The 15,985-nt window shown below is 52.1% G+C and carries 14 protein-coding genes; 10 read left to right on the top strand and 4 right to left on the bottom strand.

The window, feature by feature from the left end; all coding sequences use genetic code 11:
* Nucleotides 1–13: 13 nt before the first annotated feature.
* On the bottom strand, nucleotides 14–2,098 hold the full coding sequence (nrdE, locus tag NST26_RS24525) for a class 1b ribonucleoside-diphosphate reductase subunit alpha (RefSeq protein ID WP_340979973.1): 2,085 nt from the start codon (nucleotides 2,096–2,098) through the stop codon (nucleotides 14–16).
* Entirely contained in the window at nucleotides 2,085–2,444 is a 360-nt protein-coding gene (nrdI, locus tag NST26_RS24520; RefSeq protein ID WP_036732265.1) for a class Ib ribonucleoside-diphosphate reductase assembly flavoprotein NrdI, read from the bottom strand. Before nrdI ends, nrdE begins: the two co-directional genes overlap by 14 nt.
* 550 nt (nucleotides 2,445–2,994) lie before the next feature.
* Here nrdI and NST26_RS24515 point away from each other — a divergent pair.
* The 3 genes from NST26_RS24515 to NST26_RS24505 all read left to right on the top strand — a co-directional run bounded on the left by NST26_RS24515 (nucleotide 2,995) and on the right by NST26_RS24505 (nucleotide 6,216).
* Nucleotides 2,995–3,534, top strand: coding sequence for an RNA polymerase sigma factor (locus NST26_RS24515; protein WP_340979972.1), 540 nt, complete (start codon nucleotides 2,995–2,997; stop codon nucleotides 3,532–3,534).
* Nucleotides 3,531–4,691 carry a hypothetical protein gene (locus NST26_RS24510; RefSeq protein ID WP_340979971.1) on the top strand — a complete coding sequence of 387 codons (1,161 nt, stop codon included), beginning with the start codon at nucleotides 3,531–3,533 and terminating at the stop codon, nucleotides 4,689–4,691. Before NST26_RS24515 ends, NST26_RS24510 begins: the two co-directional genes overlap by 4 nt.
* Nucleotides 4,692–5,190: 499 nt before the next feature.
* A complete protein-coding gene (locus NST26_RS24505; protein WP_340979970.1) occupies nucleotides 5,191–6,216 on the top strand; it encodes a LacI family DNA-binding transcriptional regulator in 1,026 nt (341 codons plus the stop codon).
* Nucleotides 6,217–6,796: 580 nt separating this feature from the next.
* Here the strand turns inward: NST26_RS24505 and NST26_RS24500 are convergent.
* Entirely contained in the window at nucleotides 6,797–7,750 is a 954-nt protein-coding gene (locus NST26_RS24500; protein ID WP_340979968.1) for a sugar kinase, read from the bottom strand.
* Nucleotides 7,751–8,159: 409 nt separating this feature from the next.
* On the opposite strand from NST26_RS24500, the gene NST26_RS24495 reads away from it, so the two are divergent.
* The 5 genes from NST26_RS24495 (at nucleotide 8,160) to holA (ending at nucleotide 12,657) form a co-directional block, all read left to right on the top strand.
* Nucleotides 8,160–8,801, top strand: coding sequence for a bifunctional 2-keto-4-hydroxyglutarate aldolase/2-keto-3-deoxy-6-phosphogluconate aldolase (locus NST26_RS24495; RefSeq protein WP_209872180.1), 642 nt, complete (start codon nucleotides 8,160–8,162; stop codon nucleotides 8,799–8,801).
* Between the two features lie 168 nt (nucleotides 8,802–8,969).
* Nucleotides 8,970–9,230 carry a hypothetical protein gene (locus NST26_RS24490; RefSeq protein WP_036732251.1) on the top strand — a complete coding sequence of 87 codons (261 nt, stop codon included), beginning with the start codon at nucleotides 8,970–8,972 and terminating at the stop codon, nucleotides 9,228–9,230.
* A 290-nt stretch (nucleotides 9,231–9,520) separates the two neighbouring features.
* A complete protein-coding gene (locus tag NST26_RS24485) occupies nucleotides 9,521–10,072 on the top strand; it encodes an RNA polymerase sigma factor (RefSeq protein ID WP_036690462.1) in 552 nt (183 codons plus the stop codon).
* Nucleotides 10,069–11,325 (top strand): anti-sigma factor family protein, encoded by a 1,257-nt coding sequence (locus tag NST26_RS24480; protein ID WP_340979967.1) that lies wholly within the window; start codon nucleotides 10,069–10,071, stop codon nucleotides 11,323–11,325. The genes NST26_RS24485 and NST26_RS24480 overlap by 4 nt, the downstream gene beginning before the upstream one ends.
* Nucleotides 11,326–11,637: 312 nt before the next feature.
* Entirely contained in the window at nucleotides 11,638–12,657 is a 1,020-nt protein-coding gene (gene holA, locus NST26_RS24475) for a DNA polymerase III subunit delta (RefSeq protein ID WP_036732248.1), read from the top strand.
* 181 nt (nucleotides 12,658–12,838) lie between these two features.
* On the opposite strand, the gene rpsT is transcribed toward holA, so the two are convergent.
* On the bottom strand, nucleotides 12,839–13,111 hold the full coding sequence (rpsT, locus tag NST26_RS24470) for a 30S ribosomal protein S20 (RefSeq protein ID WP_036732246.1): 273 nt from the start codon (nucleotides 13,109–13,111) through the stop codon (nucleotides 12,839–12,841).
* A 180-nt stretch (nucleotides 13,112–13,291) separates the two neighbouring features.
* Between rpsT and gpr the strand changes: the two genes are divergently transcribed.
* Together gpr and spoIIP are read left to right on the top strand one after the other, a co-directional pair.
* Nucleotides 13,292–14,302: a GPR endopeptidase gene (gene gpr, locus NST26_RS24465; RefSeq protein WP_036732245.1), complete on the top strand. Its 1,011-nt coding sequence runs from the start codon at nucleotides 13,292–13,294 to the stop codon at nucleotides 14,300–14,302.
* A 293-nt stretch (nucleotides 14,303–14,595) separates the two neighbouring features.
* Entirely contained in the window at nucleotides 14,596–15,969 is a 1,374-nt protein-coding gene (spoIIP, locus tag NST26_RS24460; protein WP_340979966.1) for a stage II sporulation protein P, read from the top strand.
* Nucleotides 15,970–15,985: the final 16 nt, after the last annotated feature.

Below are 15,985 nucleotides of genomic sequence, written 5' to 3'. Positions count from 1 at the left end.
ACCTGTGCCCCTCTTAGATGGAGCAGGCCAGGCATTCCTCGACAGACAATTTGTTGGTCCGGGTGTAGTACAGGGATTTCAGCCCTTTGTGCGCCGCATACAGGTAAGAGCGGGCCAGCTCACGGGTTGTAACATCACTGTTCACATGCAGAACCGTTGAGATACCCTGGTCGATATGAGGCTGAATCTCCGCAATCAGATCAATCACCTTGAACTGGTCCATCTGGTAGGCGGATTTATAATAGAACACATTGTCCGGACGCAGGTAAGGCATCGGGTAGTAGGTGGTCGAGTTGGCATACGTGCGGGTCTCGATCTGCTCTACAATCGGCATTACGCTGGAGGTAGCATTCTGAATGTACGAGATGCTTGCGGTCGGCGCAATCGCCAGACGGTAAGCATGATACAGGCCGTGCTTCATCACTTGGTCACGCAGCTGCTTCCAGTCCTCAGTTGTAGGAATGTAGATCCCTTCGAAGAGTTCCTGTGCTTTTGCTGTAACCGGACGGTAGTCTGTAGTTATATAACGGTCGAAATACACGCCGCTGGCATAGTCGGACTGCTCGAAGCCATAGAAGGTCTCGCCGGTCTCAGCGGCAATCTCCATACTTTTCTCAATCGAGTGATAGTTCATAGTCATGAAGAAGGTGCGTGCGAAATCACGGGCCTGCTCACTCTCATAAGCCACCTTGTTCTTGGCGAAATAGCCGTGCAGGTTCATTACACCCAGACCTACGGAGTGCATTTCCTTGTTCGCTTTAGCTACGCCCGGAGCGTTGGAGACAGTAGTCATATCGCTGACAGCCGTCAGTGCCAGCATGCCCTCATGTACCGATTCACGGATCTTGCCGTGCTCCATCACGTTCACGATGTTGAGGGAAGCCAGGTTGCAGCTGATATCGCGGCGGATCTCGTCCTGCTGACCGTAGTCGTTAATCTCTGAAGTCTCCTGCAATTGGAAAATCTCGGTGCACAGGTTGGACATCTTGATCTGGCCCACATTACGCAGGGCATGCGCGTTATTGGCATTACTCTTATTCATAATATACGGATAGCCCGATTCAAGCTGGATCATGGCGATCTTGGTCAGCATGTCGCGTGCGCTCATGGCGATTCTTTTCTTCACGCGCGGATCAGCAAGGAGGGTATCATACATGACGTCCAGATCCATGTCATCCAAGTGCGTACCGTACGCCTGATAGACTGTGTAAGGAGCGAACACATGCAGCGGCTGATTGTCCTGCGCGAGCTTGTAGAAGCGGTTAGGCACGATCAGGCCGATAGACAACGTCTTCAGGCGTGTCCGTTCGTCAGCGTTAATCTTCTTGCTGTCCAGGAATTCAAGTACGTCCCAGCCAAAAATATTATAATAAGCCGCACCCGAACCCTTACGCTGGCCCATCTGGTCCGCATAGGAGAAGCCGTCTTCCATGAGCTTCAGGACAGGCATAATGCCTTTGGCCGCATCCTCCACACCCTTAATGGTCTCGCCGCGCGAGCGCAGCTTGGACAGATTGACCGCAACGCCGCCCCCGATTTTCGACAGCTGCATGCAGGTATTCAGCACATAGTTGATAGAATTGAGCGAGTCGTCCATTTCCAGCAGGAAGCAGGAGACCATCTCGCCGCGGCGGCTTTTACCGGCATTGAGGAAGGTTGGTGTCGCCGGCTGCAGGCGCTGTTCCATCATCGAGCGGGCCAGTGTACGGGCCGTCTCCACGTTGCCCCGTCCCAGATGCAGAGCCACTACCGCTACGCGGTCCGGATAATGCTCCAGGTACTGCTTACGGTCATTGCTTTTGACAGCATAATCTGTGTAGAACTTGGAAGCCGCCATATAGGAAGGGAAGCGGAAATTATATTCATGGGCGATCCGGTAGACATCCTCCATCTCAGCAGCGGAGTAGCGGTCGTACAGGTCCTCGTAGTAGTCATTGGCAATCATATAATCAATCTTGGCTTTCGTATCCGTGAATGTCAGGCTGCGCTGATCCACATCCCGCATGAACTCGGCTACCGCCTCCTGGTCCTTATCCAATTGGAAAAAGCCGCTTTCGTCTCTCTTCATCAACATGTTGTTCAATTCAATATGCCGCAACCCGGTCCACCTCCTGTTTTATGCGCTGTACATCTCCGAAGGTTCCCGACAATTCAAACTTGCCGACCACCGGTACGTTGTAACGCTGTGCAATTAAGTCTGCGCTGTGCGCGTATAGCTCGCCCCAGTTTTTGTTGCCGCTCGCGGCGATGCCCTTGAGCCTGGAATGGTTTCGTTCAAGGAATGTTGACACCTTCTCTGGAATCTGTCCAAATCCGGTAGTGTATGTAACAAGCACGTAAGGCTCGTCGATCGTCATATGCTCTTCGATTTGAACCGCCGGAAGCTTCAGTTTATTAATGAATCTTCTGACGTTGCCGGTCTTGGAATCGTAAGCAATCAACATGGCTCCTAACCTCCTATAACATGTTGCCCATTCTACAGCTCTTTCTACTTGACAAATGAACTTGGGCGAAATCACTAGATTTATGGGCTCAGCTCTTATATACACTATATTTAGTAATGCTTAATCATTTTATATACCATATATTGAAAAGTCAAGAGACAGACAGACCTCTGCGGCCCCTCCAAACAGAGCTTAAAACCTCCAATCCCACGCCCCGCCTGCATTCTATTCTCTTATAATTAATTAGTATTTTTTTTAAGCAATTTGCGGGGCTGTGGAATGATGCAGACAGGGGCTCCAGGGAAGGGGAAACGGCTGTGATTTTTGAAAGCGTTTAGCCTCCGGGGGATATGAATTTCATTGCACTTCGTACATTAGATGCTCCTTAAATTCAGGAGGAAATCAGCTCTGTTGTATTTTGTACACTTGATTTCAGCTAACAGGGGCTAATTGAGCAGATTCTTCAAATTCTAATGCAGGAAATGCAATACTATAAAAAGGGAACCGTTTCTGCCCGCGTGAGTCTTATTGGGTGAGAGGGGAGAGAAGTATGGATCGTAGTAACGAATTACCATATAACATGACCTGCGTCCCGTCTGTATCACTTCGTGAGATGATGGAGACTTACGGACAGGATGTATGGAATTATGCTTTTTTCTTAACCCGCAGCCGGGAGCAGGCCAGCGATATCAGCCAGGAGGTATTTCTCAAGGCCTACAAGAGCATCGGCAAGTACCGGGGACAGGCTACTCTAAAAACCTGGCTGCTGACCATCACACGCAATACCGCATTCAGCTTAAGGCGTAACAGCTTCTGGCTGAGGTTCGCTCCGCTGGGCAAACATGAGGACACACGGGCCTCCCTATCTGCGGAGAAAGAGGCCATCGGCAATCAATACGCTAACCGCATCTGGGAGATTATCATGGAGCTGCCGGACAAGTACCGGGAGGTGCTGGTGCTGGATATTCAGCAGGACCTGCCGGTGGCAGAGATGTCCGCTCTGCTCGGGATCGCGCAGGGAACGGTCAAATCCCGGCTCGGACGGGCCAGAGAGAAAGTGAGAACGGCGATAAAGGAGGAAGACCTGTGAAGACAAAACAAGAGCAGGAGCAAGTGAAGGTGATGAGCGGGGAGAAGGACTGGTATAAGCAAGCCGGGCGGAACCCGCTTACAGAGCCGGGATTCACGCCACAGCTCATGGCGCGGATTGAAGAGGCTGCGGCAGAAGGCTCATCGGGCAAAAGCGGACTACGCCGCCCGTTCGGGCGGGTGGCCGCCCTTGGCGGATTGGCAGCCATCCTGCTGCTCGTCACGCTGATCTGGCCGTTTGGCCCAGGGGCCGGGCTCGATCCGGCAGGGAGGCTGGCAGCGGTCTTTAAGCCTGGCTCGGGAGCGGCTGTGGTCCAGCCTTCGGCGTCTCCGCAAGGCCTGGGTCTATACATGATCTCGGCAGAGTTTGAACTAGGCGGGCTTAAGTATTATATGCCCCTTCCGCTAGACCGTAATAAGAGTGCTGCGATGGCTGTTGAGACTTCCGCCGGAATCGTCTGGTCGCCTCCGCCGCCAATGGTTGACTATCTAAAGCCTAAATACACACACAATACAGAGCCATATACTCTTTACTTGACTCCAAAAGGGCATGCAGAGCTATCTGCGGAGTCAGCACAGCGGTTGTATGTCTTTCCTTTGTATGCCGGAGGCGCACAGTCTTATTTGTCGCTGGGAGGTTTATTGGGGGCTGGTGATTATCTTTTGTTCTTCAGCGGCAGCTATAATGTTGGAGAGAATCAGAAAAGGTCAGGAGCTAAGCTGTTTGTGATGGATGTCAGAGCGGCAGCTGAGGGGAAGACTGCTGTTCCCCGAGAGTTACTGGTCGCAGAGGAATCGTATCAGCTCTATAAATCCTTTATGGCCGTTAATCCCGACAAAGCAGAGCTTCTGATTGTTTACTATACGGATGATGGAAGAGGCGGTTATACACAGCATAATAAGCTGTATGATATTGCAACTGGCAGTGCTCAGGTTCTTTCGGGCGAAATCACTACAGAGAATGTAGAAAGACCCTCCAAGCTCCATTATGGAGAGCTTACCCTTGATTCTAAAGATCTTATGACCATAGTCCATTACGAAGTTAACGGAGAGCAGCGGAGTACAAAAGTTGATATGAAGACGGGCAACCAGTGGTTCTACGACTGGTGGTATGAGGAATACGGTGTGAAAATTGATGCCTCCTCAATAGAAAAATGATCATCTTAGAGTACAGGTGCAGGATGTGTGCTGGAATAGTTTGCTAATCATGAGATGTTCCATTCGGTCGATGGAGGAATTCCTGTGAAGGCAGGGAGTCCTCCAATTTGCCTGTTTTCTATGTCCCTTGCGGACTGTGAAGCCTTTATATTCTCGATTTGGCACATTTGACCACGCTTACGGACTGCAAGGCCCTTATTGTAGTTCAAACGCGTCTTTATCGGCTGAGTAACAGTGAATAAGAGCACTGGAGTCCGCAGGGCTACTATAATGCTGCTTTTCGGGGAAATAAGCGCATCTCTGTCCGTTACCATTGTGCGGCCCAGTCATTTAGTGTATTTGTCTCACGCCTTAGACGCCGTATCCACTTATTTCGTATTTTCAATCTATTCATATAGATAATTTACTAAAAAAAAGCTATACTTTTTGATAATATCTCTAAGTAAACCTGATTTATGTTTACTTCTGGAGTTCGATATCGAAGAGTGGAGCGGGATCAATGAAGAAGCTGACTATTGAGGATGTGGCTAAGAAAGCGGGCGTATCGAAAAGCACAGTCTCGCAATTTTTAAATAAACGGTTCAAGTATATGAGTGAGGCGACCAAAAACCGCATTGCCGAGGTTATCGATGAGCTGAATTACCAGCCCAACGGGCTTGCCCGCAGTCTCAAGCAGAACCGCACACATATGGTTGGCATTATTGTAGCCAATATTGATTATTCGCTATCCATCCAGTGTATCCGGGCGATCGAGAATGAGCTGCAGCGCCATGGGATTCAGGTGATCATCTGCAACTCGGACGAGAATGCCGATAAGGAGAATACTTATGTGGAGACGTTGGTCGCCCGTCAGGTGGATGGCCTGATTATTTTTCCGGCGGGAGATCAGCCTGCGCCTTACACCAGATTAATTGAAGCGGAATATCCGCTGGTCTTCATGGACCGGCTGGTTGACGGGATCACGACCCAGAGCCTGCTGCTGGATAACGAGATGGCGGTGAAGACCGCTATCCGGGAGCTGACCGGCCACGGCCATGAAGCGATTGCTATTCTATCCCTGCCGCTTGGCGTACATGCGATTACCCCGCGCAAGGAGCGAATGAGCGGGTACAAAAAAGCGATGGAGGAAGCGGGTCTGCCGCTGCTGGGTTCGTATATGCGAAGTGTGTCACGCGAAGACATCGCATCTGCACTGGACGAGCTGCTGCAGCTTCCCGAGCCTCCAACAGCGCTGCTTGCCGCCAATGATCTGGTGCTGGGCGAAATTCTTAAATATGCGAACCGCAATGCCATTGCGATCCCCGGCCAGTTGTCGGTCATCGGCATTGACGATGCCGAATTCGCCCGGATCTATAATCCTGATATTACAACGATCCGCCAGCCGGCTTACGAGATGGGGATGCAGGCGGCCAAGATCATGCTCTCTTTGATCAACGATGCGGACAGCGCGATGCCCATCACCTACAGGTTCCCGCCTTCCTTGCAGCAGGGGGAGTCGGTGCAGCCGCCGGCTAAGCTGGAATAGAGCAGGTCGGGGCAGCGAAAGGTCCATCGTGGTGACAACTTATAGGAAATCTGCTCAGGAATCCACGGCTTTACGGACCCAGGAGCCGTTATTGTGCGGAAAAGAAGGATTTTGTAAGTTTTACGGACTCAGGAGCCGTTAAATTGCTATTTAGGGCGCTAGATGCCCGCGAAGTGCGGCTTAACGTCATCTGAGTCCGTTAGGCTTGCTATAGTGCAGCAATTCCCCAAATAACGGCTCTCCGGTCCGTAAGTCTATAGTTTGAGAGCAGGATTATGTACATTGAGCAAGACTATGTACTTTGCCGCGCGAACTGCTGGGAATGACGACTTGCCGGTTCGCAGGAACAATGCTCGGATGAAACTGACTTATCGTAACTGAGCTGTAACTGAGCCATAACTGAGCCATAACCGAGCCATAACCATGCTGTACTACCTGCAATTCAGCCACACCTCTCTCACGCTACATATACAAAAGGGTGTCCCAGCCGTCTGTCGGCTCAGGGACACCCTTTTTGCTGTGCTAATGTGTGTTCATGCTGAAGCCTGGCGCTGCCGGCAGCAGAGCACCTGCTCTTTGGCTATACGCCTGCCCTCATGAACTCCTCCAGCGCGTCGCGGGTTGGCAGTCCGTCCATATCGCCAGGCGACATCACGGCGAGTGCGCCGATCGCATTGCCGCGCTTCACGGCTTCTGCTACGCTGAGCTTCTCCAGCATGGCGCTGATCACCCCAACCGCGAAGCCGTCTCCGGCGCCGACTGTATCGACAACCTGCTCGACCTTGAAGCCGTCCACATAACCCTCTTCACCAGCAGAGGTCTTGTAGTAAGCGCCCTCAGGACCTAGCTTAATCACTACAAGGGATACGCCGCGCTCCAGATAGTACCCGGCAATCTCCTCCGGGGTTTCAAGACCGGTGAGAATCTTGCCTTCTCCGTGTCCGGGCAGGAACCAGTCGCAGCGGGTAGCCAGATCGTTGATCGTATTAACCATAGTTTCGGTGTCTGGCCACAGGGTCGGGCGCAGATTCGGGTCCAGTGATACGGTCTTGCCGCGCTGCTTCATGAACTCCATGGCATGCAGCGAGAACTCGTGACACGAAGCCGAGAGTGCGGAAGAGATGCTGGTCACATGCAGATGGCCTGCGGAAGCGAAGTAATCTTCATCGAAGTCGGCGAGACTCAGCTTGGAGGCGGCGGAATTTTTGCGGAAATATTCCACCTTGGGATCTCCAGTGAGTACCTTGGATTTGATCAGCATGCCCGTGGAGAATTCCTTGGTCGTTGTGATGCTAGCGGTATCGATCTTCTCCTTGTTCAGCGCCGAGGTGATGAACTGGCCAAAGTTGTCTTCGCCAAGCTTGGTCACATAACCGGTCAGATGCTCCAGGCGTGATAATCCGGTGGCTACATTGCTCTCCGCACCTGCCAGCGCCTTGGAAAAGGAAGTGACCTCATGCAGGGGGCCGGCTTCATTGGCGTAGAACATAGCCATCGGCTCCCCGAAGGTGACTGCATCCAGCTGTTTATTCATGAATAGTTCCTCCTAAAAGTTTTGATAGCATACACTCCTTGCGTCTTCTTCGCAAAACTCGCTTCGGAAGCATAGCAGGGGTATAATCAGATCCTAGTTTATGGTTTGGAATAGAATATAAGTTGAAATTATCACATAAAACGGTTTTGTACAATATAGCAATGCTCATTCTGCGGGCTTATTTTGTATAGGAAACAGGGGAAGACATTCGTTTTCCCTTGATACATAAGCGTTTTTGAATATTTTCGAAGGATTGATAACGCTTCCTGAATAAATATATATTGACTGTTAGCGGCAATGTTATTACTATTTTCTTAGAAGGATAAAGCCTGATGTTAGTAAAATAGATAAATTAGTTTATCTAAATTATTATTCTTATGAATATATAACCAGAGAGGAAGTAACAATCATGAAGAAAATTAAAGTATTACAGAATATCACCTCGGTTGGCGTAGTAGCCGTTATCCGCGCGGATAATGCCGATGATGCTTATGCCATGTCGGTGGCTTGTATCGAGGGCGGACTGAACAATATCGAAGTTACCTTCACGACTCCGGGAGCCGAAGTAGCGATTAAGCGCTTGGTGGAAGAATACGGGGGCCGCGCCGTGATTGGTGCCGGTACTGTGCTTGATCCGCTGACGGCAAGAATAGCTATTCTAGCTGGTTCGGAATTTGTGGTCAGCCCGTCTTTTGAAGAGGATACTGCTAAGATGTGTAATCTGTACGGCATTCCTTACATGCCGGGCTGCATGACGCTGAATGAGATGAAGGAAGCCCTGAAGCTGGGTGTGGATGTGCTGAAGCTGTTCCCTGGCAGTGCGTTCGGACCGGACTATGTCAAGGCGGTTAAGGGGCCAATGCCGCATGTCAACATTATGCCTACCGGCGGCGTGGATCTGAACAATATGGAGCAATGGATCAAGAACGGCTGCATCGCTGTCGGCATCGGCGGCAACCTGACCGCACCGGCCAAGGAAGGCCGCTATGACCAGATCACAGAGCTGGCTGCTCAGTATGTAGCGAAGTTCAAGGAGATTCAAGGCAAGTAAAATACATGTACAACAGAAATGTCTTGCCCCTATGGGGCAGGGCATTTTTTTGTTGAATGTAGATATGCCTAAATGATGGAATTGCTGCCGCTTCGGGCAATACTTATAATAGAGGCAGAGTGCAGAGGCGCCTGCGGACATTGAGGAGTATACCTGAAAGGTGATGCCATGACTGGCGACGATCTTCGCAGCAAGCTGTACCCGACACTGGTAGTGGAAGAAGCCGATTATGTGGAGATTCGAACTGCAGTCCACGGCTGCAGGGTGAGCGCGGGAGCCATCTATAAGCTGTATCGTAACTATAATCATCCGCAACTTTTTGAGCAGGGGGAAGTATATGTGCTTGATGATGACTCCAGGGAGAATTATGCTGTGCTCCTGGTGTGCGCAACTACATTATATACATTAGAGGAGCCGTCTCGGTCGTAGCGTAAGTCAGGTACGGGACGGTCTGCTTCTCATGTCATTTCTGTAACCAACTTCTATGAAAAGAGTATTTGAATGATAGCAGCATCCCTTGTATGCTTAGTAGGGATTGTGGACTACAAGTAGAAACGGCTTTGCTGTCCTTTTTTAGGACGGTACCGTTTCAGCGAGAAAGATAAGGAACATTTATGCGCGAAGCATATCGTTTTTATCTTTTAAAATAATCATTACAGGCTTGCAACAAATTCGCAGTCTTGCGCGTCAGTAAGATTGCATAGAGAGGGGGAACCTTCGTGGTGGAGCAGGGACTCATCAGAGCCGCTCAAGCGGGCGATCGCGACGCTCTAATCACCCTATTGCGAGAAATTGAAGGGCATGTATATAAGACGGCCTTCTACATTCTGCATAATGAACAGGATGCTCTGGATGCCTCCCAGGAAGCGTTGATCCGGGTGTACACCAAGATCGGCTCCTATGAGGAGAAGGCGCAGTTCAAAACATGGGTTCAGCGAATAGTAACCAACATATGTATAGACAAATTCCGGAGAACGAAGCCTACCGTTTCTATCGATGAACACGAAATGGTGTTCCAGGATAAAAAACATAACGTAGAGCGCGAAGTGATGTCGGGTTATCTGGCGGAGGATATCCGCGAGGCCATCGACCAGCTTCCGGAGCATCACCGGACGGTAATCGTGCTTCGCTATTTACAGGATTTTTCTTACAACGAGATTGCAGACTGTCTGGATCTGCCTCTGAACACGGTCAAATCGTACCTGTTCCGGGCGCGGCAGCAGCTGCAGAATAGACTTCAGGAGTATCAGAAAGGTGGTGTGTCAGGATGAAGTGCGCGGAGGTGATGGAATGGATGCACCGCTATTTAGATCATGATCTCAGTCAGGAAGAAATGCTTGAAATGTTCCGTCATATCGACGATTGTCCTTCCTGCGCGGAAGTCTTGGACCGGCTGACGCTGCTCTCCCAGCAGCTGGAGCAGCTTCCGGATGTGAAGCCCCCCTTCAGTCTGGTTGACTCTATCCTGCCTCAGCTTGATCAGCTGGACCGCGGTGTCCCGGAAGAGCCTGCCGTAATGGAGCCGGAAGATCCGAAGGTTATTCCCTTCTCCCGTGCAAATAACCGGGGCAAGAAGTCCAAGGGCCCTTCACTGGCTGCGCGGACAGGCATTGGTGCTGCGGCGGCAGCGGTGATTCTGCTCATCGCCGTATTCAATATGCCGAAGAGTCTGCCAGGCGCAGACTTGGATATGTCATCTAAGCTAATGAGCGGCGGAGCGGCGAACTCCAGCATGAGTACGGAGAGCAGTGCAGACGCCCCGCAGGCGGACGGACAGAATAACAGCGGCAGCAGCAGTGATCTTAATAAGATGGACCAGGCCACGCCTAGTGAATCTGCAGACGTTAATTTGAAATCTGCACCGCCTGCTCCCAGTGAGGGTGCTGATCAACCAGCCGCAGCCGGCGGTGGTATGGCTTCAGACAAGGTGCCTGCGATAAGCGAAGCTCCGATCAGCAACCGCGCCGCTACTGCGCCTCCGGCGGACCGCCCCAAGAGCACCAAGAAAGCGGATAGCCGGTCGGCGGAGCCCCAAAGCACGACGTCGAGTGCGCCAACACAAGAGAATATAGCGGACGATAAGGCGGCTGCGGGGGATGAGCGGATGGCGCCGACTTCAGCCCCTACAGAAGGAGCCTTGTCACTGATGGCTGCGCAGGCCTCGTGGACTTCACCCGACGGGCAGCATATGGCTGAGATGACTGGCCAGCATGTTGTAATCTATAGCTTAACCGCAGAAGGAGAAGAACAACAACGGACAGTATTAACTTCGCTTCCTTTGGAGGGGAACTGGGTCTCCGGTGTGTGGTCGGAAGACGGCACCCAGTTCACTTATGTGCTACAGCTTGAGGACGGTACGCAGACGACGAAGGTATACACGGTTCCGGCAGAGAGCGCAACACCTGCTCCATCCGCTTCTCCGGCTCCTGCCAACTCTTCAGCGCCTACCGCTTCTCCGGCGGCGTCTGCTTCACCGGTCACCAGCCCGGCTATTACCCCGGACGCGGCAACGTCCGATAAATAACCGGAACGTTCTTCCGGCCTGCGGAATATGCTAAGGCAAGAGGACATGAATTACAGGCTATGCGAGTATCATCGGTATGACCGGCGGCCGGGAGAGTTTCTAGAGCTGCTCCCTCCGTCGTTTATATAGATGCGCCGCTGAAACGGAGTAACTTTGGCCCTGGCTGCCGAGGTTGCTCCGTTTTGGCTTGCGCCCCGGTCAGGACAAAGTGATAATGGTGATACCTATGTTTTCAGCCGTTTTTTTGTTAAAATGTACGAATGTATGTGTCTGATACGGACCAGGCAAGTAAATGAAAAAGGAAGTGGCGGGATGGATGCCAAAACGGCGGCCAAAGACATCAAGCAAGGAAAGGTCTCTCCGCTGTACCTGCTGTACGGCAGTGAGAAGTTCCGGATGAATGAATTCGCGGCCATGCTGGAGGAACACCTGATCCCCAAAGAAGACCGTGATTTCGCGGTGATCCCGTTCGATCTCTCCGAAACTCCGGTTCAGGCGGTCATTGAAGAGGCGGAGACGGTTCCGTTCATGGTAGAACGCAAGCTCCTGCTGGTGCGGGATGCGGCTCTGTTCACGGCAGGCAAGGAGAAGGCGAAGCTGGAACATAACGTGGAGATGCTGAGCGAATATATGCAGCATCCTGCCGAGTTCAGTGTGATTGTATTTATGGTGAACGGCGACAAGCTGGATGAACGTAAAAAAATCGTCAAAAGCATCAAGACCGCCGGCACCGTGCTGGCCTTCAATCCCCTGGGTGCGGAGGAGCTGCTGCGCTGGGTGGAGAAGGGCTTCCGCGAACGCGGCTGCTCCCTTGCGCCGGGGACAGCGGAGGTTCTGATTGCAAGCAGCGGAACCGGACTCCAGGGTCTGTCTGCAGAGATGGACAAGCTGTGTCTGTTCGCCGGTACTGGCGGGCGGGTGGATGCGGCAGCGGTGGAAAGTCTGGTCCACCGGGGAACAGAGCAGAACATCTTCACGCTGGTGGAGGATATTGCGAATCTGCGCCTGGACAAGGCACTGAATACGCTCTATGAGCTGCTCAAGCAGCGGGAGGAGCCGATCAAGATCGCTTCGCTGATTGCCCGGCAGTTCAGAATCATCCTGCAGGTCAAGGATCTGTCGGCCCTTAGCTATTCGCAGGGACAGATTGCCTCCCAGCTCGGACTGCATCCGTATGCAGTGAAGCTTGCCGGAGAGCAGGCTCATAAGTTCGGAAGCCAGCGGCTGCGGCAGATCCTGAGTATACTGGCGGATCTGGACTATCAGATGAAGACGGGAGCTGTCGATAAGGTGCTGGGGCTGGAGATGTTCATGCTGCGCCTTGGAGCCTGAATAGAGCGGCCTTACATGGAACGAATCAAAGAGCCTGTCCACCCGCGTGTATCATGGGATGGACAGGCTCTTTGATTGTACAGCGGTATTAATGAAGGAAGTTAACGAGCATAAAAAAACCTAACCGTATGCAGCATAGCGGTCAGGTTCTTCAGTGCTCGTTATGATTGTCGCCCTTGGCTTAGGCTTGAGCCTTGAGAGCGTTCAATTTCTTAGCCAAGCGGGATTTTTTGCGGGCAGCCGCATTTTTATGAACCAGGCCTTTAGTTACAGCCTTGTCCAGCTTTTTGGAAGCCGCTTGGAAAGCAGCCTGAGCTACTTCAACTTCCGTACCAGTCACTGCTACATCAGCAGTTTTCACAGCTGTACGAAGAGCGGACTTCTGGGAAGCGTTCAGTGCACGGCGTTTCTCGATCGTCTTGACGCGTTTTATCGCGGATTTGATATTTGGCATTGCATTCACCTCCTGAAAGACATTCGAAATCAACAAATGATTCACAACTTAAAATAGTTTAGCATGAAGGGTAGCAAAAAGCAAGATAAAAAGCTTTGTAATTCCCTTAGAGCGGTTTGTATAAACGGAGGCTTTCTCTCGCACACTATCAGCAATATGCAAAAGGAGGCTGAACTAAGAATGGAACTGGATCTTCAGCTGTATTCGGTACGTACGGACTTGGCGGTGGAAGCGAAGGAAATGGCAGAGCGGCACGCCAATACGCCGATCCCGGGTGTCAATGAGGAAGTGGAAGAAGCGGACGGCATCAAGGTCACGAGACTTGCTGTAGCAGACCTTGCCGGTTCTCAGGCGATTGGACGCGCTATCGGCAATTACGTGACCCTGGAGGTGCCTGGGCTGCGCGGAGGGGACACCGGGCTGCAGCAGAAGGTCTCCACAGTGTTTGCCCGGGAATTCGAGCACTTTCTGGATGAAATCGGCATTGACCGCGATTCCAAGGTCCTTATCGTAGGCTTGGGCAACTGGAATGTGACGCCCGACTCGCTCGGCCCGCTGGTCGTTGAGAATGCGCTGATTACCCGCCAGTTCTATGAGCTGGTGCCCGACCAGATTTCGCCCGGGTACCGGAATGTCAGTGCTATTGCTCCCGGAGTGCTCGGCCTGACGGGGATTGAATCCAGCGAAGTGGTACAGGGGATTGTGGACCGCACCAGCCCGGATGTCATTATAGCCATTGATGCGCTGGCCTCCCGTTCACTGGAGAGGATCAATACCACCATCCAGATTGCGGACATCGGCATTCATCCCGGCTCAGGGATCGGGAACAAGCGCAGAGGGCTGACCAAGGAGGTGCTGGGCGTGCCCTGCATCGCCATCGGCGTCCCGACGGTCTGCTATGCTTCCACCATCGTCAACAATGTGCTGGAGATGATGCGAACCCATTTCGGGCAGATGGCGGACGGCGGTGCTCACACCAAAGAAATTATGGGTCTCCTTGACGATATATCTGAGCAGGAGCGTCTCGCCCTGGTGAAGGAAGTGCTTGAGCCGCTGGGGCATGACCTGATTGTGACCCCCAAAGAGATCGATGAATTCATTGAAGAGATCGCCAACATTGTGGCAAGCGGACTGAATGCTGCACTCCATGAAGCGGTAGATCCGGGCAATGTCGGAGCTTACACTCACTGATCTGTCACTTATCACCTCGCCCACACCGTCTGCTATAATGCAGAACTGGTGGCGGGCTTTTTGTATAAATATAAGAACTTAAATGTTTCACATGATAACTTATCCTTCTATTTCCCGCTGAAACGGTACCGTCCTTTAAAAGGAAGGCGAAGCCGTTTCTACTTGGTGTTGCCCCCTCACTTCTCTATCGTTACTCCCTGCTATCTCTCATTCTGTGGTTCTAGCACAACCCTTCCGCTCATAGATTTGGAGTATGAGAGATTACAGAGGGCTTAGAGGAGGACATAACAATCATGAACAGAAAATGGTTTCAGCTATGGAATATAGGGCGGCTGCGCGGACGGCTGATGGATATTCTGTCGCTGGGAAGGACGATGCTGCTGCTGGCTGGAGGTTCGCTTGTGTTGTTCATGCTGCTTGGAGCTGGCGGATTGGCCGGGCAGAAGCTGAATTCTTCGCCCATTCCTTCCATGAAAGGTCTGGCGGCTTCGCTCTCCAGTGGTTTCTTCATGGAGCTGCTGGGCATGGAGGTCCCCCATCTGCCGAAGGGCGAGGAGCCTTCAGCCTTCTCCGGGGACAAGGTGACCTCCTTCGTATTCCGGCTGCTTACCAGTGTTGATCCTGGTGATCCCAAGAGTCTGGTCTCACGTGAGATGCCCGGACTTGCTGCCGATGATCCCTTCCTGCTGCGGCAAGGCTCAGGGGGAAGTACAGGAGCACCGGCCGATTATCATCCGGGGGGCGATGAACTGGCCACCGGGGAAGATCCCGGAGCAGGGGGCGATCCTGGAGCCCCGCCGGATTCAGGGAACGGTACTGAGGCTGGTAATGGCCATGACAGCCCGGGGGAAGGCGTGGTAGAGCCCGAGGCTTCGCCTGTCCCTGACCCGTCCGGTACAGAACCTGACGAGGGCTACTCCGGAAGCGGAGATGCGGAGAATGGCACAGGAGATACTTCGGTCAAGCGTATTCTCGTTTATCATTCCCATCCCCGGGAGGCCTATAATCCGCTGCTTGGCGCACAGAGCGACAACCCCAGCTCGGCAGTCCCTTCCAAGAATGTCATGCTGGTAGGCTCCTATATTGCCAAGAGGCTGGAAGAGCGGGGGATCGGAACTGTCCATGCCCAGGAGGACTATGCTACAGAGGTACCGGGCTACAACTGGAACTTCTCTTATAAATATTCACGTATGACTGTGAAATCGGCCATGGCCTCCAATCAGAACATGAGTGAGCTGATTGATATTCACCGTGATTCGCAGCGGCATGGCAAAACGACAGCTTTGATTAACGGGAAAAATTATGCCCAGGTATATTTTATTTTGGGGCATGCGAATAAAAACTGGAAACAAAACGAGGCCTTCGCCAATAAAATCCATCAGCTGCTGGAGAAAAATTATCCTGGAATTTCACGCGGGATATGGGGGAAATCGTCCGGAAACGGGAATAATGGGGAATATAACCAGACGTTGTCCCCGAACAGTGTGCTGATTGAGGTAGGCGGAATTGACAACAGCGCCGATGAGCTGAAGCGGACGGCGGATATTCTGGCGGATGCCATCGCTGATGTGTACTGGAGCAGCCGGGATGCCGAGAAGGCAGCTGCGCCAGATCAGGGCAGTACGCAATCTGGAGGCACCGGGGCAGAGACATCAACAGGTTCCTGAACGGATTATAGCTGAA

It is taken from the genome of Paenibacillus sp. FSL R7-0128 (assembly GCF_038002245.1).
GTDB classification, from domain to species: Bacteria; Bacillota; Bacilli; order Paenibacillales; family Paenibacillaceae; genus Paenibacillus_AQ; species Paenibacillus_AQ silagei.
Note: the sequence above shows the minus strand (reverse complement) of the source record. Positions and strands in the feature narration are given on the sequence as shown.